The following is a 19,792-nucleotide window of genomic DNA, read 5'->3' on the forward strand; positions in this document are numbered from 1 at the left end:
TAGGTTTATTAAAAATTCAAAACGGCATTTCTGATAAATAGGGGGACTTGCTTTTTTCTTTCTTTCATAAAACTCTGCAACTGCTGCGCATCCAATTCGAAAACGGTCTGCAATAGCGGACTGGCAACAAAAGGAAAAATACAAAGCGAGATAATATTGATGAGCAGATGAGGCGGGGCTATTTTTCTGAAATAACCTTTGTCGACCTCCGTCTGAATTTCCTGAAATAGCTTTTTTAAAGAATGATGAATTTCACTTTCTATAAAGAGACTGGTAATCATCTGTGGATGTTGATAAATCTCATTAAACACAAAAAGCGGGAGATAGGGAGATCTGCTTAATTCAGTAATATAACGTTGGGCTATCGAGGTCAGTTTCTCTATTACCGGAGTTTCGCTATCTATAATATCCTTAATACGAATGAAGATATTTTGGACTGCTTCCCGGAATACAACTTCAAATAGTTTTTGCTTGTTACGGTAATAATAATGCAACAATGCCTTATTGATCCCGGCCTGATCTGCAATATCCTGCATTCTGGCACCACTCATTCCTTTACGCATGAAGACCTGCCGGGCAGCTTCCAGGATTTTTGATTCTGTTGTACTTTCAATCTGATGCATTATCTATTTGGTTTAACCATTTGGTTAAAGCAAAAGTAGTAAACTTTTTTCAAAATCAAAATCTTTTTTAAACAGAGCGGGATGCTGTTTACATAGGAAGCCGGCAAGATATGCCAGAGGGAGAAATATCGACTTTATTAAAAGCTAAAGCCTGCAGCGTATATTTTTTTGATAAATTAATATTAACTATTCGACAATTTATAAAGTAGTTTTGTCTGAAAATATATATATAGTATCTTATGAAGCATCCGAAGAATTATTTAAAGTCCATCTGGATCTGCGCGGCGGTGTTGATAGCTACAGGCCAGTTTTCTGCGGCGCAAGGAGTCAGTCAAACTCAGTTGAAGCATTTTAAACTAATGAGTTCCACTCAGGTAAAAACAAATGGAGCAGCCATCTCTCGCCCGGACTATAAAGGTGATCTTGCCTGGTTTGATGCGACGGTTCCCTCTACTGTGCTGACCGCTCTTGTTGCCAACAACGTGTACGCAGACCCCCACATTGGCATGAACAATATGTTGATTCCCGATGCCAATGACAGTTTTAACCTGGCCTATGGGTTGGATAAATATTCTTACCTGCCGCATATTAAGAACCCCTGGAAAGATCCTTATTGGTATAGAACTACATTTGAAGTAGGGCAAACAAATGCATCTAAAAGATTTGAACTGATCTTTGACGGGATTAACTATAGGGCGGAGGTCTGGATGAATGGACATTTGATTGCAGACTCCTCAAAAATGGTAGGGATGTTTGCCAGATATAATTTTGATGTGACACCCTATATCAGGCCGGGTGCTACAAATGCGGTGGCAGTTAAGATTTACCCATTGGATTATCCCGGAACTCCTGATACAGAACAGTTAAAGGCTATGGAAAGTTTCTATCTGAATGGTGGTCCGACAGGAGATATAGGTAAAAACGTGACAATGCTTTGTTCTGTTGGGTGGGACTGGATGCCACCCGTCAGAGACCGTAATATGGGTATCTGGCAGCCAGTGTATCTGAGACAAACCGGCGTCGTAAGTATTGGCAATACGCAACTGGTCACTGAGTTACCGAAGTTGCCTGATACAAGTCTGGCGTCTCTTCAATTAAATCTTGCGCTACATAATAGTAGTGCAGCTACTGTGAACGGGCAGTTGGAGGTTAATATTCAGCCTGAAAACTTCAGCGGTAATAGTAACGATAAGATTTCTTTCACCCAGGCAGTGACAGTGCGTGGGAAGACAGAGGGCAAGGTTTCGCTGGACGCCGAAAGCATAAAGGCTTTACTGATTAAAAATCCGAAACTCTGGTGGCCAAACGGATATGGTGATCCCAATCTTTACAGGATTAACCTGAAATATACAGCGTCGGGCAGTGTGCTTGATGACACAAGCTTTGTGTTTGGAATCCGCACTGTAAAATCAGAAGCAGAAGCGATTGGCGGGCATTATGAAGGATTCTACAGAAGATATTTTTATGTGAACGGGCAGCGGATTCATTTAGTGGGAGGTGCCTGGGTACCGGACATGATGCTTGACAGAGATGCTGACCGTTTTTATAATGAACTGGCACTTTGCAGAAATGCCAATCTTAACCTTATTCGTATCTGGGGAGGTGGCGTTACGCCGCCTGAACCTTTCTGGAATGCGGCAGACAGGTTGGGGCTCCTGGTCTGGAATGATTTCTGGGTAACAGGGGATACACAGGGGGAGTTTAAAGGTTCACCTGATTATCCTTTCCAGGGTCATGTATTTCTGGATAATGTCAAAAGTTCGATTTTACGTATCCGCAATCACGCGAGCCTTTTAGTCTGGACGGGTGGTAATGAGGGACACGCACGAAAGGAACTCTATAATGGAATGCGGCAGGCGATTATTGACCTGGATGGTACCCGGCCGTTTATCCCCAGTTCTTCCGGTTTTGCAAAAATGCCCAAGGGATGGCTAGGCTCCTGGCCGGATAATAAACCTGCCGGTGTATATAGTGGCGGACCGTACGCCTGGAAAGATCCGAAAGTCTATTACAGTTTGGCTGATACTGCTAAAGACTGGTTATTTAAAGATGAGACCGGGATACCGTCTCAGCCACCACTCAATACGCTTAGAAAAGTAATTCCCGATATGGTGTGGGATAGTACATTACCTTTTCCAATGAATAATACCTGGGGGTATCATGATGCTTGTACAGGTGCCGGTAAATATGACGAGTATTACGCTGATATGGTAAGCCGTTACGGGCAGCCGTATGAGGTTGACAGCTTCTCTAATAAAATGCAGCTCATGAATGCCACCGGATATCAGGGGATTTTTGAAGCAGCGAATTCTCGGATCAGCGAGAATGGAGGAGTGATGCTTTGGAAATTGAATGCGGCATTACCTAGTGTGATCTGGCAGATATATGACTGGTATCTATTACCCAATGCCGGTTATTATTACATGAAGAAAGCCTGTGAACCTTTGCATGTGCAGTTTAACGTGAATGATTCCAGTGTGGCGGTGATAAACAGAAGTCGCTTTGACGCCGGGGGGCTTCAGGTGACAGCTACCATATATAATATTGATGGGAAGGTTATTGCGAAGGAAAATGGAATTGTAAAATCCGTCCAGCCTGATCATGAGGTTCAGGCTATTGTGCTTAAAAAAGTACTGAAAGGACAACAAGATTTCGCCTTTATCCTCTTGTCGCTCAAAGATAGATCTGGCAAACAGGTTTCTGACAATATCTATTGGACCGCTCGGGGAAATGATTATACCGCTCTTAACCATATGAGTAGTGCCAATCTGAAGGTGTCTGATATGACGATGTCTGATGGTGCGGGGCAAAAAACAATCCGGTTTATCATCCACAATACCGGAACGCAGCTGGCATTTTTCAATCGCGCACAGCTATTATGTGCGGGCGAAGAATTGACGGCTGCACTGTGGTCAGATAACTATTTGACACTTGCTCCGGGCGCGGGTCAACAGATAACGGTTCGTTTTAACGAAGCCAAGCACACGGGAAAACTGCAGCTAAAAATATCCGGTTGGAATACACCGGATCAATTTATAACAGTGCCCTGACGAATGTAAATAAATAATAATATTTGCCAGTTAAAGCAGAGAAGCGATCCTTTGGGCCGCTTTTCTGCTTTTTGCGGATAGAGAGGTATACTGAATATGGTGGCTGGTTATATTCAAGGGCTACGGTGCCTGCTTAGTCGGTTTTCGATTGGGTGGACAGGCGATCCCAGTAATAGAGCAGAATGGAAAATAGGAGGCTGCCTGCAAAAAATAGCAGCGGCCATATCAGGTTATAATCTTGCCGGTTACAGTCACTACCCCGATAATAAATAACTGCAAAGGCAGCCAGCAACCAAACGGAAGAGAGCCTCAGCAAGAGCCCGGGTAGCCGTTTTAGGATTGGAGAACGAAGTAACTTTTTCATGGGAGCGCTTTATCTTTCATCTATAATGCGAAGTAAAAGCAGCCCACTGACAACCCTATGGCAGTCCAAAATGCATGACTAAAAAAATATTTTATAAAAACTAAGTACCTTGGTATAGACCCGCCTTCGTCATGATGTCAATGATATTAGGGAAGGTGTCCTGCATGCAAAGATCGATCTGTGTCTGATCGGCCCATATGATCTGCTCAATGTCTTCTTCCGTCTGTGGAACTAAATGCTGGCCATCCTCAGCAGTCATAGCAAACCAATGGGTTTCCTTTTCGACGTCTTGATGACTCCATTTGTCAAAATATTCATGATAGGTGGTACCTAGCTTAGGCCCCAGTTGAACCTGTGTCAATCCTGTCTCTTCCTGGACTTCTCTGAGGGCACAGACTTCAATTGTTTCGCCTTCATCCAATTTGCCCTTGGGCAAGTCCCAATAACCTCTTCTGAAAATTAACAGGACTTTCCCCCATGGATTAGTAACGACTCCGCCTGCGGCGATGATCCTGGGCTTTTGCATAATGGATTATTTTGATGTTGTTTAAGGGTTTAAATTTACTGATATTGCTACAACAAGGTAATAATATTTTACCTTCGTGAAAATTTTTTAGAGTTATGGCAAAGACCGACGAAAAAGTGATCGCCGAGAAATTATTACAGGCAGGGGCTGTTAAACTGAGCCCGGAGAAGCCTTTCACCTGGGCAAGTGGATGGAAGAGCCCTATTTATTGTGATAATCGTAAATTATTATCATTCCCCTTTATCCGGGATTTTATTAAAAGTGAACTCTGTAATCTGGTCTTTGATGCCTATCCCGAAGCTGACGCCATTGCCGGCGTTGCCACTGCCGGTATTCCCTGGGGAGCATTGGTTGCTGATCAATTAAAGTTGCCTTTTGTATATGTGCGTTCTAAACCAAAGGCACACGGTATGGGTAATCAGGTCGAAGGTAAATTGGAACAGGGATGGAAGGTCGTTATGATTGAAGATCTTATTTCTACAGGTTTAAGTAGTCTTGATGCCGTTAATGTATTAAAAACTGAAAATGTGGATGTTGTATCTGTTGTTTCAATTTTTAATTACGGATTCCAGAAAGCAGTAGACGCATTTGAAGCGAACGGTACATCTTATAAATCGCTGACAAATTATGGAGCACTAATCGAGTTGGCCCGAGAAAAGAAAACGATTAAGCCTGAGGAAGAAACTAAACTTTTACAATGGCGGGAGAATCCAGCCGAGTGGGGCAGGGGATAAGGATTTTGTTGGTTGTATTTTTGTAACATATTGAAAATTATTTCATAATACACATTAACTATAAATAATTTTTCATTCTTTTTAGCATAAAGAACAGCCGGCAAGAAAAAGGCTAAAGAATTGAGAACAATTTTATAACTTACTATAAAATAATATTTTATGGGGTTTTTTGGAAATTTATTTGGTAAGAAGGAAAAAGAGACACTTGATCAGGGCTTGGAAAAGACTAAAGACAATTTTCTTTCCAAAATTACAAAAGCGGTTGCGGGCAAAACAACAGTCGATGATGAAGTCCTAGACAATCTGGAGGATGCCCTCATTACCGCAGATGTGGGTGTTGACACCACATTGGAAATAGTGGAACGAGTGCAGAAAAGAGTTGCGAAAGATAAATACGTTACTACCAGTGAATTAAATAGGTTACTTCAAGAAGAAATTGAAGGTTTATTGCCAAATGTTAAAGAGGCAGATTTTGGTAGTTTTGATTTGAGCGCTGCCAGGAAACCCTATGTATTATTAGTGGTCGGTGTCAATGGAGTAGGTAAAACCACAACGATTGGTAAGCTCGCAGCTAAATATAAAGCAGCGGGCAACAGCGTCGTATTAGGAGCGGCGGATACATTTAGGGCGGCTGCGGTGGATCAGCTGACTATATGGAGTGACCGGGTAGGTGTGCCTATCGTCAAGCAGCCAATGGGTAGTGACCCTGCTTCGGTGGCCTTTGATACAGTTCAAAGTGCAGTGGCTAAAAATACAGATATTGCCATTATCGATACGGCCGGCCGGTTGCACAATAAGATTCATCTGATGGATGAACTAAATAAAATTAAACGTGTTATCGAAAAAGTAGTGCCGGGTGGGCCCAGCGATGTATTATTAGTGTTGGATGGATCAACCGGTCAAAATGCATTGGAACAGGCTAAACAATTTACAGAGACAACCAATGTATCTTCTCTGGCAATCACTAAGTTAGATGGGACTGCTAAAGGTGGGGTAGTGTTGGCGATTGCTCATCAGTTAAACATACCGGTACGTTATATTGGCGTTGGTGAACGTGTGGAAGATTTAATGATTTTTGATAAGCATGAGTTTGTTGACAGCCTTTTTAAATTGACGTAAGCTTTCGATGGCATAATGGACAATACAGGCAGTTGAGGTGTGGAAGGAAAGAGATCGCTTAATTTTTCATGGATGGCTGTTAAAGATTCGTATGTGCTGTTTGCGCTAAATAGGAATAGAAACTCATCTCATTGATTATTAGTTTTATATAGAGAATACGTATTGATACGCTATCAATGTTTTATCTTGATAGTGGTCGCTAATGATTATCGCGGATCTTTATAATTAATAAATTGAGCTTCTATGAAATTACCCTCATATTTTTTCAATTTTAATTTTATATTAAAATTAAAATCAGCCACTTCTTTATTTTGCCTGTTATTTTTCAACTTGCATGCCAGCCTTTATGCACAGGAGCATTCCATCAATTCAAAATTGCTTACCGGCGTCTGGTCCGCCCGGTGGATACAATATGCAGCTGAAGGTAATGACCCTCGAAGTTACGGTGTTTACCATTTTAGAAAAACAGTAGGGTTATCTGCCATACCTGCGGCTTATATTATTCATGTTTCTGCAGACAACAGATATCGTCTGTATATCAATGGTGTCTGGGTTGGAGAGGGGCCGGCCAGAGGTGACCTGCGGCATTGGCAATTTGGAACATTCAACCTGACGCCGTATTTAAAAGTAGGCAAGAATGTTTTAGCTGCAGAGGTATGGAATATGGGTGTCCATGCGCCCGTTGCCCAGATCAGTAATGAAACTTCGTTCTTAGTCCAGGGGGACAATGCTCACTGTAAAGATTTTAACACGGATACGACTTGGAAGGTCTTGCGGGACAGTGCCTATCAGCCCACAGCTCTTCAAACGGGGGCAATCTTACATAGTTATTTTGTCACGGGGCCTGGCGATGAGGTACAGGGTAAGAGCTATCCCTGGGGATGGGAATTGCCGGATTTTGAGGATTATAGTTGGAAGCCTGCTGCGATCATAGGCACACCGGTGGCGCCGGAAGGCTATGGGACAGACAATAAATGGACTTTAACACCGAGGTCCATCCCGCAAATGGAGCATCAAAAGGAGGCGCAGGGCAAAATCAGAAAGGCAGAAGGAATGGAGTTGTCCGCAGTGAGGTCTGTTTTTGCTGCAGGCAAATCTATTGTCGTACCTGCTTATAAAAGCGTAAAGTTACTGATCGATCAGTCCTATGAAACTATTGGTTATCCTGAATTAAAAGTAAGTGAAGGCAAAGGGGCTTCGATTAAATTGACCTATACAGAGGCGCTGTTGGATAGCAAAGGGCAAAAAGGGAACCGGGACAGCATTCAGGGGAAATCCGTGAAGGGGCTATATGATATTTATAAGCCAGATGGAGGAAAGGACAGGGTATACCGGCCGCTTTGGCTGAGGACATTCAGATATGTGTTACTGGAAATTGAAACGCAAGATCAGCCTTTAGAAATTCAGTCTTTTAAAAACATTTTTGTGGCATATCCTTTTAAGAGAGCCGCAACTTTCTCCAGTAACGACACTTCTCTTGCTTCAATATGGAAGGTGGGCTGGCATACCGCCAGGCTCTGTGCCGGTGAAACCTATTTTGATTGTCCCTATTATGAACAGTTGCAATACGAGGCCGATACAAGAATACAGGCATTAATTACTTTATATAATACTGAGGACGACGCACTGGTCAGAAAAGCGATCCAGGATTTTTATATTTCTATGACACCGGAGGGATTGACTGAAGGCAGGTATCCCAGTAACCGTTATCAGGTCATACCGCCATTTTCGTTGTGGTGGGTCTCCATGTTGCATGATTACTGGATGTTGAGGCCCGATAGAAAGTTCATTAAAGGATATTTGCCGGCCGTTACGCAGGTACTCGGCTGGTTTGAAAATCGCGTGGATGCTTCAACGGGTATGTTAGGGCCTCTGAATTGGTGGAATTTTGTGGATTGGAATCCAGCCTTTAAAAATGGGGTGCCCGATGGTGCTACGACCGGACAGAGTGCCATCATTACACTTCAATATGTTCTTGCCTTACAGCAGGCATCAGAATTATTTGCGGATTTTGGAGACCTGAATAAAAGCAGGCATTATAAGACTTTGGCTGACCGGTTAGCGGCGGCCACCTATACCGCTTGTTTTGATCGCTCTAAAAATGAGATGGCGGATAACGCTACAAAATCTGCGTTCAGCCAGCACGCCGGAATTCTCGGCATCCTGACAGATGCGATTCCCAAAGAAGACCAGCAATTAGCTATGGAGAAAATACTGCAGGATAAAAATCTGAGTCAGGCTACTTTCTATTACCGGTTCTATCTGACGCGTGCTATGATCAAAGCTGGTTTGGGTGAGGATTATTATCAGTCTCTGACACCCTGGAGAGACATGCTCCGTATCGGACTGACCACTTTTGCTGAAAAGCCTGAGCCTACCCGTTCCGACTGCCATGGCTGGTCCGCCAGCCCTGCCTATGATTTTTTGGCAACGATCTGTGGGATTACACCAGCTGCACCTGGGTTTGGCAAAGTGGCGATTGCCCCCAAACTGGGTGCGTTAAAAGAAGCAAGCGGGTCCATGCCTTCACCAAAGGGGAGAATCAAAGTAGCGTTTAAAAGAATAGGAAGGTCAGGAGTGGAAGCCTGGTTTGATTTACCTGAAGAATTGACGGGAACCTTTATCTGGAATGGGCAAACCTATCCTTTGGCTGGAGGTGCCCGGAAAATCATTGTGGAATGACGACTGGATTAAATGGACAATACACCTCTGAAACCCCGGGCAGCATAATAGGATATGGCGCCGTTATGGTAGACAAACACCTCGTCATATCTACGGTCACAAAAAAGTGCTCCTCCCAGCTTTCTGATGGAAGCAGGTGTTTTTATCCAACTGGATGTTTTCAGATCAACGGCCTCCAGTGACTGCAGATACCGGTATTGCTGTTCGTCTAAAATCTGGATGCCAATTTCGGATGCCATTTCCAGGGCGCTTCCTTTGGGCTTATGTTCTTTGCGCTCTGCCAGGGCTTGTTGATCATAACACAGACTTCGGCGTGCTTTAGGTGTTTCTTTGGCACAGTCGATAAAGAAATATTCTCCGTTTTTTTTACTCAGGTCAACCACATCAGGCTCTCCTCCGGTTAATTCCATCTGCTGTAGGGACCATAGCTTGGTTGGCTGGCTCTGGAGTTTTTTAGTGATATTTTCCCAGGCGATGCCGTGATGGCGATGTTGATTTTCCTTAAAACGTTCTTCTAATATCTGAAGCAAGGCATCCGTTTCTTTCTTTGATAGCTGAGAAGTGGTTTTTATCATAGGATTCCAATTTTTGGTGGAAGATTGAACTAGAGGATTCATTGATGACCATAAAGGTACGATATGTTTTTTTTACAGATAATATACCAATATTCTGCTTGCTGCCTGGGTTTGTTTTCTTTTTCATTTTCCACTATCTCCTGATAAGAGACCAGCCCGTATTGACCAAATTCCTTCTGGATAGACTGACAGTCGTAAAAATATAAGGTAACACCGTGTATTGTCTCATATCTGTCCTTACCGAGTGGTTTGCCTTGGCCAAAGCTTGGGTACCGCTTGGAAACGGCAACGAAGATCATATAACCTCCGGGTTTTAATTGATTGTAGCAATCTTGAATCAGCTTGATGCGGGCGGGCTGGTCAAGTAAATGGATTAGACAGTAGCAGAAAATTCCATCATAGCACTCTTTGTTAAAAGGCATTGCCGCAACTGAGCCATGATAGATTTTTGGAAACTGGCTTTTGAGGTATTTTTTTGCCAGGGAAATAGCTGTTTCCGATATTTCTATTCCGGTTATTTTCATATCATAAGTTAGAAATGGTCGGGCATTACGTCCATATCCCAATCCCGGAATGAGTATATTATCGAAATTATTGGCTTTAAAAAAGGTGGCGGCCATGTAAGCTGCATTTGCAGGCACGAACCCCCACATTTCCCGTTTTTCCTGAAAGCTGCTCTCCCAGAATTTATCTAAATTGTTTACACAGTTATCCATCGTGTTAAATTATATGGAATGCAATATAGTGAATATTTTATTAAAATGATACATTGTTGCAAATATTAGATTTGCATTAAGCCAATTGGACGCACGAGACAGAATCGGCGACAATAATTATAGCGTTTATGAATCTTTAGATTTTCAGTAAGGATAGAATATATTTATTAAAAACAGGTATGTCTGCACCCAATTTTGAAAAAAACTGATGATCAAATTGCTCAACGACTCTTATGGCTTCTTTTGCAGTTCCCAACCCTCTGTTGGTAAGTACGACTTCCTTTGCCCGGGTGTCCATTGAATGCTCCCTGCGTTCAATAAGTTTCTTCAATTCTAATTTACGTAAAACGGATGAAGTCGTCATGGGGTCAATTTTTGTGTGATTAGAGAGTGTTATTTGCGTAATGTCTTGCATTTGTTTTGTTAACCAATGGATACCGGCTAATAAAACAAATTGAGAATGGGTAAGATTATAAGGTTCCAGCGCTTGCTTGATCATTCGCTGCCATAAGTTGGTCACTTGCCATAGTAGAAAGCCCGTACTATCTTCTGCCTTTTCAACACTGAATGGGTTGTATTGATCTGTCTTAGTCATGTTTGATCATTTTTGATGCAATTAATTGGTAGTCTTTTTCACTGATTTCAAAGAATCCATATCTAAACGGGTAACCCCACCGCTTCTTATCCTGAATAAAATCAAGTCGTTCAATCAATGGAATAATAGGGCACTCACGGCAAGGCATAAAGCGGACTTTTCTTCGAAAGGGATTAAAATCTTTTGTCATTTGATATTGATAGATGTTATCGTCTGTAACCTGACCCATCGCGGTAAATCGCTGATATTTTTCTTTGTCACCCATAGTAACCTTGGACGAATAAATCAAAACGAAGTCTCCTTTAGACATGCGCTTTAAAGGAGCCTGCTTGCCATGGCAGACTTGAATGAAATCTCCTTCTACACCTCTTAAAGTATGCTCCTTTGATATTGCCGCAATCCAATATTTAGCCATAGGTTTATATTTGACATTATCTTGCCTGCTGTAAATATAATAAGTATACTTATAATAAGCAAATTTATTAATTATAGGCTATTGATTGCGCCACTGCGCTTCCTTGCCAAAAAAATAACCCGGAAGCGTAGGGGAAAGACTTCTGCGAAGTGTCTTACTGCAAATTGGATAGATTATGCTATTGACAAACACCTTAGAATCGATGGTTATTACAGAAGTCCTTTCAGCAGCACAGCAGAGAGTTTTTCTGGAAATGCCTGATAGAATATATAATACCGATCCCAATTACATTCGGCCCTTGGATAAGTCCATCCTCGATATCTTCGACCCTGCTGCCAATCCTCTATTACAATCCGGAGGAGCATGCAGGCGTTGGCTTTTATGGTCGAAAAGTGGTCTATGTGTCGGCCGTATTGCCGCTTTTTACAAGATTAAGTCTGATGGGGTAAATGAGCGCCGGGTAGGAGGTATCGGTTTTTTCGAGTGCATAGATGATCAGATGGCAGCCAATTTATTATTGGATCAGGCAAAATACTGGCTGGAAGAAAAGGGAATGAACGTAATTCATGGACCGATTAACTTTGGAACCAGGCACAGTTGGTGGGGGTTATTGATAAACGGGGAGGGAAAACCTAATTTTGAATCAAATCATCATCCCGTTTATTACAGGCGTTTATTTGAAAACTATGGATTTGCGTTAAATTACAGGCAATTTACATTTAGGTTTAGCCAGCAGCAGGCTCCCGATTGTTTCTTTAAGGCAGTCTTGAAGCGCTTTCAATCTGATGGCCGTTATGAATTTAAATCAGCAGATCCTGCACGATGGTTAAACTACGCCGTGCAATTTCAACGGTTGTATAATAACACCTGGGCATTGGAAGAAAGAGCTCCGGCATTGAGCCTGGATCAGGTGCTTAACTGGATGGATAATTTAAAGGATGTATTGGACTGGAGGCTGATCTGGTTTGCTTATTTCAACGGAAAGCCAGTGGCATTTTTTGCAGGTATTCCGGAGCTCAATCATCATATTTTGCAGTATGTCCACGGCAAGGTCCGCTTTATGGATAAATTTAAACTTGCCGGTAAAAAATGGCTAGGTAGCAGTTATGATAAGGCTTACGGAATGTATTATGGAGTGCTTGATGGATTTGAGAGTAGTGGGGTCGGGCTTGGCCTTATTGCAGCCATGCAGGATGCATGGATGACTCAGTTGAAAATTCCTTATCATAGTATTGAGTTTGGATGGATTGGCGATTACAACCCAAAAATGATAAAACTGATGAAAATGGCCGGAGGAGAAATTACTAAAATTCATCACACTTACAGGTACTGGATTTAAATCAATATATTAAGTAAAATAATAATATATATTCTTATATTTAATATGATGGACATAGTTGAGCAGGAAATGATATCACGAATACGAGCAGGAGATGAGGCTGCATTTGAGAAAGTCTTCAGGACGTATGCGAAGCTGCTGCATGCTTATGGCTATACGTTGCTGAATAATAGCCATATCGCGGAAGAGATGATCCAGGATTTGTTTTTGAAGATTTGGGAGCAAAGGGGTGTACTGCAAATACACACTTCATTAAAAGCATACTTATACAGATCATTGCATAACGATTGTATGAATCACCTTAGACATGTAAAGGTCAAAAAAAATTATGAAGCAACTGTAACTAAAGATGGATCTGGCGTTAAACAACATCAACCCATCAACCGACTTGAGGTGAAGGAGATCCAACAAAAGCTAAGGTCAGGGTTAAGCAAGCTACCAGAAGCTTGCCGGACAGTATTTCAGTTAAGCAGGTTTGAACACCTGACATATAAAGAGATTGCCAGCCAGCTGGGAATTTCTGTCAAAACAGTAGAGAATCAAATGGGAAAGGCTTTTAAGCTATTGAGGGTCGAATTAAAAGATTATTTGGTTTTACTGTTGTTACTGGTATTAATTACTGCAATTTTTTAATGATTGGTCAAATGTGGATGAGCACGATAAAGCAATAGAAATGAAAGACGAAATACTTATAAAATATCTTTTAGGTGAAGCGACAGTTGAAGAGGTTACTTTAGTAGAAGGTTGGCTAAAGAAAGATAGTGCTAATTATGAATATTACTTGGACCTGAAAACGTACTGGGATCAAAGTAAGCTGCTTGAATTACAGCCTGCACATGATTATGATACTGATGCACAATGGCATAAACTAAAATTGAAAATGGGACCGAGCACCGTTAAAAGCGGCATGGCTTCGGCTACTGCTGATATGAATGAGACGAAGGCCGTGGCAAAAAGTGGAATAGGACGCATTGTTCAGATGCAATATTGGAAATGGGCTGCCGCTATTGCCGTCGTTTTATTGGGATGCTGGTTTGCATGGAACGAAATGCAATCCGCAAACAATACCGGAAATATTCAGATTTTGACAGCCTCTGCTTCTCCATTAACAGATACGTTGTCAGATGGTTCAATTGTCACACTAAACCGGTATTCGAGCTTACAGACTCCGTTGGAATTTAAAGGAAAAGTCAGAGAGGTTACCTTGGAGGATGGAGAAGCCTTTTTTAATATTGTTCATAAGCCGTCAAAGCCTTTTTGGGTTCATATTGGTCCTATAGATGTTAAAGTACTTGGAACCTCTTTTAATATTAAAAAGAACGGTAATCAAACGATCATTGATGTAGCAACGGGTAAGGTGTCAATCAATTATAAGGGCAAACATCTGATTCTTTATCCTAAGGAGAGAACTTTAATCGATCCGTCAACAACAGAATTGCTTAGTCAGAGAAATCAGGGGCAGCTCTATAACTACTACGTGACAAAAAAGTTTATTGCGAACAATACCAGGCTGGAAGATTTGGTCAATATTTTAAATGAGGCATACAATCAGCATATCGTATTCGGAAGACCGGAGTTAAAGGATATGCGTATAACCACTGTTTTTTCCAAAGAACCATTGGAGATTATATTGAATGTGATTTCAGAAACCTTTGGAATTAAGGTTATCTATAATAAAGATTCCATTGAGTTAAAATAGCTTTGAATATCTATAACAACAACACCAATACTTACTTTCCGGCAAAAATTAATCTATGAACATAGCAAATAAAATATCTTCCATTGGCTATCTGTTTCTCTTATTGTTTTTTTTCGTTGTGAGTTCCAGTCGCGCACAGGCCTATTTGTCTCAGGAGGTTGAAATGGATATCAGCCATAAACCGTTAAGAAATGTACTGGATAGCATTGGACATCAGGCAGGGTTTATATTTTCTTATAACAGCTCGGACCTGCCGGGTGACAGTCTCGTGAGTTTTAAGGGGCATATGCCCGTAGATAGAGTTTTAGATCAATTATTACAGGAAAGATATGACTATAAAGTTATGCCGGGCTATGTTATTCTGCGCTATACCCCGTATTCCTTTAGGATTGAAACCCAACCACCTGTCCTGACAAGAAAAGGAGTGTTATTATCAGGGGTGATCGTAGATGAAAGTACTGGCAAAAAATTAAAGAATGTGAGCCTTTATGAAAAAACGAACCTGGTATCGGCATTAACGGATAAAAATGGCTATTTCCAGATACCGCTGATGAGTGACTCAGGGAGTATTACGTTAACGGTTAGTAAGCAGTGGTATCATGAAATTGTAATGACGATATTGCCTACCGTTAAGGTGGAGACAAAAGCAAGTAATATTGCAGCGATTGCTAATTCGGATACCGCTGGAGCGTCTTCTGTAAACCACTCTTTTTTGGACAAGATGTTTAGTTCTACAAGGCAACGAATTCAGAGCCTGAATATCAGTGATTTTATGGCACATAGATCTTATCAGTTCTCTGTCATCCCTAAATGGAACACTAGGGGAGATCTTAGCGGCCAGGTGATCAGCAAGTTTTCCCTTAATCTTTTGGCGGGATATAATGCCGGTGTCCACGGTTTTGAAATGGGAACGATAGCGAACCTGAATAGAACAGAGATGGATGGGGTGCAGTTGTCCGGTATCATGAATGTAGTAGGAGGGCGGAGTAGTGGTTTTCAGGTAGCTGGTATAACCAACCAGGTTTATCAGGAGGCACATGGCGTGCAATTGGCAGGGTTACGTAACAAAGTAAACCGTTCGTTTTCAGGATTACAAGCGGCTGGTATATATAATAAGGCCGGCGGAATTTTGGAGGGGCTTCAACTATCAGGAATTTTTAATAGTGCAGGTCATTTGAAAGGAACCCAAATTTCCGGGGTGATTAATAAAGCAAGTACATCTTCTGGGTTCCAGCTAGGTCTGGTCAATTTGTTAGATACCGCCTCAGGTACCAGTGTAGGGATGGTTAATATCGCTCGCCATGGCGGGTTTTATCAACTTAGCATATTTGCCAGTGAATCCTCTCTGGCCAATATAGCCTTCAAGAGCGGCAGAGAAGCCTTTTATTCCAAGATCCTTTTTGGTATTGGCAATAAGGACGCAAGTGATTTCTATGTTGGTCTGGGTGTAGGCCACATATTTCCTTCTAAAAGAAGAATGAAAGTATCGTGGGATGGGGCCATTGAAAATTATATGCGCCATGACAATGATAAAGTCAACTTGGTATTTAAATCTTCTGTAGAGTTTCATTTTCCGTTAGCAGATGGTTTGGGAGTCTTTATAGGACCTTCCATTAATGTGTTTGGCAAGGGACAGGATCCTAAAAGACCTATTGAACTTCCTATGAAGGATTATCCGACAATAAACCGGGGCAAAGATATTAGCGGTTGGGTTGGTATTAACGCGGGCATTGATGTTTTTTAATCAGCATGTTAGAAAATTATATCGAGATATTTTGGGTACATTTTGTTTTGCTTAGATCTAAATGTTAAAAAAACATATAGGTCAGAGTAGGGGGACGCCTTCCTTAGATGTCTTATTCCAAACCTGTTTTACCATAAAATATAAATAATTACTGGTGTGAGCAATTTCAAGTTGTTCAGCTTAGGGAACCTTTGTCTTAAAAGGTTCGCTGGTCATCATGTTCTGTATTTATCCGATTACAAAATATAAAATTCTTCAGTTATGAAATGCTTCGTTGGCATTATGATATCAATGTTCTTTTGTACCGTTGTTGTTACCGGCCAGAGAATTACCCAGAATATTAGAGGTGTAGTAAAGGATGCCGCATCAGGAAAGCCGATCGCTGCAGCGACTGTTATGATTCAAGGGAAGTCGACGGGCAGGGTAGCGGACTCTTCCGGACATTTTCTGTTAAGCGATGTTCCTGTCGGAAGATACAATATTTTATTTAGCGCGGTAGGTTATGAGCCTACCTTGCTAGAAGATATTATTGTATCTTCTGTTCAACAGCCGGAATTGTCTGTGGTATTAAGACTGTCTGCCAGCAAGCTCGAGGATATTATTGTACGTACCTCGGGCAAGAGTGGTGCTGCGGATAATATGGCAATCAGCAGTTCTCGCCAATTGAGCCCGGAACAGGCCAGCCGTTATGCCGGCGGTTTTGATGATCCTGCAAGATTGGTGTCTTCATTTGCAGGTGTTTCCAGTAACGTTAGCTCCAACGGGATCGTTGTAAGAGGCAATAGCCCAAATTCACTACTGTGGCGCATGGAAGGAGTGGAGATTCCTAATCCCAATCATTTCGCAGATCTGGATGGATTTGGTGGCGGCGCCCTAACGGCACTTAGTTCGAGATTATTATCCAGTGCAGATTTTTTGACCGGTGCATTTCCCGCGTCCTATAATAACGCACTATCTGGTGTGTTTGATGTTCATATGCGAACCGGAAGCACAAAGCAACGCGTTAATGCAGTTGGTTTAGGCCTAATAGGACTTGATGTCTCTTCTGAAGGGCCGTTCAAAAATGGCAGCAGCTCTTCTTACCTTTTCAACTACCGTTACTCGACGCTTGGGCTAATTGGGCCAATCATTGGGAATAATGCAGGTGTGAATTTCCAGGATTTGTCTTTCAAATTAAATTTCCAGACCAAGAGATCCGGTACATTTTCACTATGGGGTATCGGACTGATCGATCACTCCGGGCAGGACCCGGAAAAAGACCGGGACAAGTGGGAATATCAAGATGATATGGAAAAGTCAGATGTGGATCAATACATGGGAACGATTGGCCTGACCCATGAAATTCTTCTATCCGGCAAGTCAATGCTAAAAAACACATTGGCGACGACGACCAGTGGTATTGACCTAAAAACAGATAGCTTGAATGTGAGCAATACATTGGTGCCGGAGAACCGCATCAAAAATAGCTATACCAATTATATTTTATCTTCTTCTTTGAAAACAAGATTTAATAGACGTCATACTAACCAAACCGGAATCACCATTACCGGGTTACAATATAATCTGCTGATGCGTAACCAGCCTGAACTGAATGCGCCTTTAGAGACTTTTGCTGACGCGGATGGATCGAGCTTGCTGGTCTCAGGATATACAGAGTCATCTTTAAATTTAGGAAACAGGTGGACGTTGAATGGGGGGATTAACGGCCAGATTCTTATGCTTAATCATCACTATACCGTAGAACCACGGCTTGCATTTAAGTATATGCTGAATGACAAACAGTTCTTGACTTTGGCTTACGGACTGCACAGTCGACTGGAAAGGATTAGCAGCTATTTTGTAAATGGCGGACAGGATGGGAAACAGCAGGTCAATAAAGATATGGATTTTACAAAGGCCCATCATTTAGTGATAGGATTTGATAAAAGAATTAATGCTCAACTCCATTTTAAGGCAGAAGCGTATTACCAATACCTTTTTGATGTACCTGTTATAAGAGATAGTTCGTTCTCTCTCATCAATTTGGAAGATGACTGGTTTTTTGATGCTGCATTGCAGAATACTGGTAAGGGCAGGAACTATGGTATAGATTTGACATTGGAGAAGTATATGACACGTGGTTTCTATTGGATGTTTACCGGATCGGTCTTTAAATCCCAATATATGGGCGGTGATCAATTCTGGAGAGATACCCGGTATGACCGAAATTATGTATTTAATTTATTGGCAGGAAAGGAGTGGCAATTGGGCAAGTTTAAACAAAAAACCTTTGGCGTAAATGCGCGGATCAGCTATCAAGGAGGAGATCATTATTCCCCTTTGGATATGGATGCTTCCTTGGCAACGAAGGATGCCGTTTACAATGAGCGTGATGCTTTTTCGAAACAATATGATCCGGCATTCGTGACACATCTTACGATCAATTACAAAATTAATCGTAAGAAAAGTGTCCATGAGCTGTCTTTAAAAATTATTAATGCCAATGGATATCGTGAACATTTTGGTTTTGCATATAATTATCTGACAGGCAAAATGGAGGATTATCGGGAAGCGTTATTTATTCCCAATTTGAGTTATACTATGACCTTTTAATGTAACTAAACATTATTTTAGTTGCATAGTATTAAGCCCTTAAACACTGAAAATCCTTCGTGTTTGAGGGCTTTGTTTTGGTTAATGGCTAAACCGAACACCTTCTCAATATTCTGTTTGCAGAGGTAGATGGACTCCAATGGGCTTGTTATGGTACCCGTAAGCATTCTTGTATTTTTAAGGCCCCATGTCATTTTGCTTCAATTAACTTTTCTAACTTCTCAATTAAATCCTTTTGTTGTTGCAACATTCGCTCGTATAATTCGACCATTTTATCGAGAGGGTTGAATGTCGGGTGGTAATTATAAGCAAAGCCAGTTCCATTATCATTAGCAGTAAAATTATTAGATATAATATTTACGGCCAGCTCCTCGTCAAAATTCTGAATGGCTTCAGCCGGAATTTTTAAGGCGTCAGAGATTTGTCGGAGCAGGGGAGCATCAATCTTTTCTTTTTGTTCCAGCAGTGATACTTTCTTCTGATTCCAGTCTTCTCCCAATTCTCGGGCGAGGGATTCCTGCTTTATATTCAGCATCTCACGGAAGCGTTTTACATTTCTTCCTTCATGTATTGTATGTTCCATTGGCTAAGTGTTTTATATGCGGCCAAAGGTAATTTATCTTTTCACTATTTTTCTGGTAAAAAGTGGAAAATATGAGAGTATATCGGGAATATTACCCCGGCAGTTTACCTGCCTGGGGCTTCAGTTGACAGGATGTGGTCATTCATACCAGAAATTTATATTATTTTTTGACCAGATAATATCGTTATATTTTTTTATAATCAAACCGGTGTGAAAATAGATAAAATATTCCTTTAGATGGAATAAAATACTCCTTCAGAAAAGAATCTCTTTTTAAGAATTTGGCGATTTTCGTTATTGAAAATATGCTTGACTTGATCAGTCAATTTACAAGCTGGATTTGCCATCAGCAGGAAGAAGAAAAAAAGATTTTTAGATATTAGAGATGAAGATATTATAAACAGTAATTTTTAATCTTTGGGAAGGTCTGAAACCG

The 19,792-nt window shown here is 41.4% G+C and carries 17 protein-coding genes; 9 read left to right on the forward strand and 8 right to left on the reverse strand.

From position 1 onward, the window contains the following. Positions 1–8: 8 nt before the first annotated feature. Positions 9–623, reverse strand: a complete 615-nt coding sequence (locus tag K9M52_RS15150; protein ID WP_224069273.1) for a TetR/AcrR family transcriptional regulator — start codon at positions 621–623, stop codon at positions 9–11. A gap of 239 nt (positions 624–862) precedes the next feature. On the opposite strand from K9M52_RS15150, the gene K9M52_RS15155 reads away from it, so the two are divergent. After that, positions 863–3,673 carry a glycoside hydrolase family 2 protein gene (locus tag K9M52_RS15155; RefSeq protein ID WP_224069274.1) on the forward strand — a complete coding sequence of 937 codons (2,811 nt, stop codon included), beginning with the start codon at positions 863–865 and terminating at the stop codon, positions 3,671–3,673. Between the two features lie 133 nt (positions 3,674–3,806). Here K9M52_RS15155 and K9M52_RS15160 read toward each other — a convergent pair whose 3' ends face one another. Both K9M52_RS15160 and K9M52_RS15165 read right to left on the reverse strand, forming a co-directional pair. Then, entirely contained in the window at positions 3,807–4,037 is a 231-nt protein-coding gene (locus K9M52_RS15160; RefSeq protein ID WP_224069275.1) for a hypothetical protein, read from the reverse strand. Positions 4,038–4,137: 100 nt separating this feature from the next. After that, entirely contained in the window at positions 4,138–4,563 is a 426-nt protein-coding gene (locus tag K9M52_RS15165) for an NUDIX hydrolase (protein WP_262902408.1), read from the reverse strand. Positions 4,564–4,658: 95 nt separating this feature from the next. Here K9M52_RS15165 and pyrE point away from each other — a divergent pair, with 95 nt between their 5' ends. From pyrE to K9M52_RS15180, 3 genes are all read left to right on the forward strand, one after another. Further along, on the forward strand, positions 4,659–5,297 hold the full coding sequence (gene pyrE / locus K9M52_RS15170) for an orotate phosphoribosyltransferase (RefSeq protein ID WP_224069276.1): 639 nt from the start codon (positions 4,659–4,661) through the stop codon (positions 5,295–5,297). A gap of 159 nt (positions 5,298–5,456) precedes the next feature. After that, a complete protein-coding gene (ftsY, locus tag K9M52_RS15175) occupies positions 5,457–6,416 on the forward strand; it encodes a signal recognition particle-docking protein FtsY (RefSeq protein WP_224069277.1) in 960 nt (319 codons plus the stop codon). Positions 6,417–6,659: 243 nt separating this feature from the next. Beyond that, positions 6,660–9,098 (forward strand): alpha-L-rhamnosidase-related protein, encoded by a 2,439-nt coding sequence (locus tag K9M52_RS15180; protein WP_224069278.1) that lies wholly within the window; start codon positions 6,660–6,662, stop codon positions 9,096–9,098. 8 nt (positions 9,099–9,106) lie between these two features. Here the strand turns inward: K9M52_RS15180 and K9M52_RS15185 are convergent, their stop codons facing one another. From K9M52_RS15185 to K9M52_RS15200, 4 genes are all read right to left on the reverse strand, one after another. After that, complete coding sequence (locus tag K9M52_RS15185; protein WP_224069279.1) at positions 9,107–9,673, reverse strand: DUF4256 domain-containing protein; 567 nt, start codon at positions 9,671–9,673, stop codon at positions 9,107–9,109. 38 nt (positions 9,674–9,711) lie between these two features. Continuing rightward, the gene (locus tag K9M52_RS15190) at positions 9,712–10,389 is read right to left on the reverse strand and encodes a class I SAM-dependent methyltransferase (RefSeq protein ID WP_224069280.1); all 678 of its coding nucleotides are present in this window, start codon (positions 10,387–10,389) and stop codon (positions 9,712–9,714) included. Between the two features lie 136 nt (positions 10,390–10,525). After that, a complete protein-coding gene (locus tag K9M52_RS15195; protein ID WP_224069281.1) occupies positions 10,526–10,984 on the reverse strand; it encodes a MarR family winged helix-turn-helix transcriptional regulator in 459 nt (152 codons plus the stop codon). Beyond that, a complete protein-coding gene (locus K9M52_RS15200; protein WP_224069282.1) occupies positions 10,977–11,399 on the reverse strand; it encodes an EVE domain-containing protein in 423 nt (140 codons plus the stop codon). Before K9M52_RS15200 ends, K9M52_RS15195 begins: the two co-directional genes overlap by 8 nt. 175 nt (positions 11,400–11,574) lie before the next feature. Here K9M52_RS15200 and K9M52_RS15205 point away from each other — a divergent pair, with 175 nt between their 5' ends. The 5 genes from K9M52_RS15205 (at position 11,575) to K9M52_RS15225 (ending at position 18,773) form a co-directional block, all read left to right on the forward strand. After that, positions 11,575–12,738 carry a hypothetical protein gene (locus tag K9M52_RS15205; protein WP_224069283.1) on the forward strand — a complete coding sequence of 388 codons (1,164 nt, stop codon included), beginning with the start codon at positions 11,575–11,577 and terminating at the stop codon, positions 12,736–12,738. A gap of 45 nt (positions 12,739–12,783) precedes the next feature. Then, positions 12,784–13,371, forward strand: coding sequence for an RNA polymerase sigma-70 factor (locus tag K9M52_RS15210; protein WP_224069284.1), 588 nt, complete (start codon positions 12,784–12,786; stop codon positions 13,369–13,371). Between the two features lie 40 nt (positions 13,372–13,411). Then, positions 13,412–14,437 carry a FecR family protein gene (locus tag K9M52_RS15215; protein WP_224069285.1) on the forward strand — a complete coding sequence of 342 codons (1,026 nt, stop codon included), beginning with the start codon at positions 13,412–13,414 and terminating at the stop codon, positions 14,435–14,437. Positions 14,438–14,492: 55 nt separating this feature from the next. Beyond that, positions 14,493–16,181, forward strand: coding sequence for a carboxypeptidase-like regulatory domain-containing protein (locus K9M52_RS15220; RefSeq protein WP_224069286.1), 1,689 nt, complete (start codon positions 14,493–14,495; stop codon positions 16,179–16,181). Between the two features lie 261 nt (positions 16,182–16,442). Beyond that, positions 16,443–18,773, forward strand: a complete 2,331-nt coding sequence (locus K9M52_RS15225) for a TonB-dependent receptor (RefSeq protein WP_224069287.1) — start codon at positions 16,443–16,445, stop codon at positions 18,771–18,773. A 190-nt stretch (positions 18,774–18,963) separates the two neighbouring features. Here the strand turns inward: K9M52_RS15225 and K9M52_RS15230 are convergent, their stop codons facing one another. Next, the gene (locus K9M52_RS15230) at positions 18,964–19,356 is read right to left on the reverse strand and encodes a helix-turn-helix domain-containing protein (RefSeq protein WP_224069288.1); all 393 of its coding nucleotides are present in this window, start codon (positions 19,354–19,356) and stop codon (positions 18,964–18,966) included. Positions 19,357–19,792 lie beyond the last annotated feature (436 nt).

Origin of the sequence: Arachidicoccus terrestris (assembly GCF_020042345.1) — a bacterium.
GTDB classification, from domain to species: domain Bacteria; phylum Bacteroidota; class Bacteroidia; order Chitinophagales; family Chitinophagaceae; genus Arachidicoccus; species Arachidicoccus terrestris.

Coding starts and splice junctions, on each gene's coding strand:
- K9M52_RS15150 (WP_224069273.1), bottom strand. CDS start 623: ATGCATCAGATTGAAAGTACAACAGAATCAAAAATCCTGGAAGCTGCC.
- K9M52_RS15155 (WP_224069274.1), top strand. CDS start 863: ATGAAGCATCCGAAGAATTATTTAAAGTCCATCTGGATCTGCGCGGCG.
- K9M52_RS15160 (WP_224069275.1), bottom strand. CDS start 4,037: ATGAAAAAGTTACTTCGTTCTCCAATCCTAAAACGGCTACCCGGGCTC.
- K9M52_RS15165 (WP_262902408.1), bottom strand. CDS start 4,563: ATGCAAAAGCCCAGGATCATCGCCGCAGGCGGAGTCGTTACTAATCCA.
- pyrE (WP_224069276.1), top strand. CDS start 4,659: ATGGCAAAGACCGACGAAAAAGTGATCGCCGAGAAATTATTACAGGCA.
- ftsY (WP_224069277.1), top strand. CDS start 5,457: ATGGGGTTTTTTGGAAATTTATTTGGTAAGAAGGAAAAAGAGACACTT.
- K9M52_RS15180 (WP_224069278.1), top strand. CDS start 6,660: ATGAAATTACCCTCATATTTTTTCAATTTTAATTTTATATTAAAATTA.
- K9M52_RS15185 (WP_224069279.1), bottom strand. CDS start 9,673: ATGATAAAAACCACTTCTCAGCTATCAAAGAAAGAAACGGATGCCTTG.
- K9M52_RS15190 (WP_224069280.1), bottom strand. CDS start 10,389: ATGGATAACTGTGTAAACAATTTAGATAAATTCTGGGAGAGCAGCTTT.
- K9M52_RS15195 (WP_224069281.1), bottom strand. CDS start 10,984: ATGACTAAGACAGATCAATACAACCCATTCAGTGTTGAAAAGGCAGAA.
- K9M52_RS15200 (WP_224069282.1), bottom strand. CDS start 11,399: ATGGCTAAATATTGGATTGCGGCAATATCAAAGGAGCATACTTTAAGA.
- K9M52_RS15205 (WP_224069283.1), top strand. CDS start 11,575: ATGCTATTGACAAACACCTTAGAATCGATGGTTATTACAGAAGTCCTT.
- K9M52_RS15210 (WP_224069284.1), top strand. CDS start 12,784: ATGATGGACATAGTTGAGCAGGAAATGATATCACGAATACGAGCAGGA.
- K9M52_RS15215 (WP_224069285.1), top strand. CDS start 13,412: ATGAAAGACGAAATACTTATAAAATATCTTTTAGGTGAAGCGACAGTT.
- K9M52_RS15220 (WP_224069286.1), top strand. CDS start 14,493: ATGAACATAGCAAATAAAATATCTTCCATTGGCTATCTGTTTCTCTTA.
- K9M52_RS15225 (WP_224069287.1), top strand. CDS start 16,443: ATGAAATGCTTCGTTGGCATTATGATATCAATGTTCTTTTGTACCGTT.
- K9M52_RS15230 (WP_224069288.1), bottom strand. CDS start 19,356: ATGGAACATACAATACATGAAGGAAGAAATGTAAAACGCTTCCGTGAG.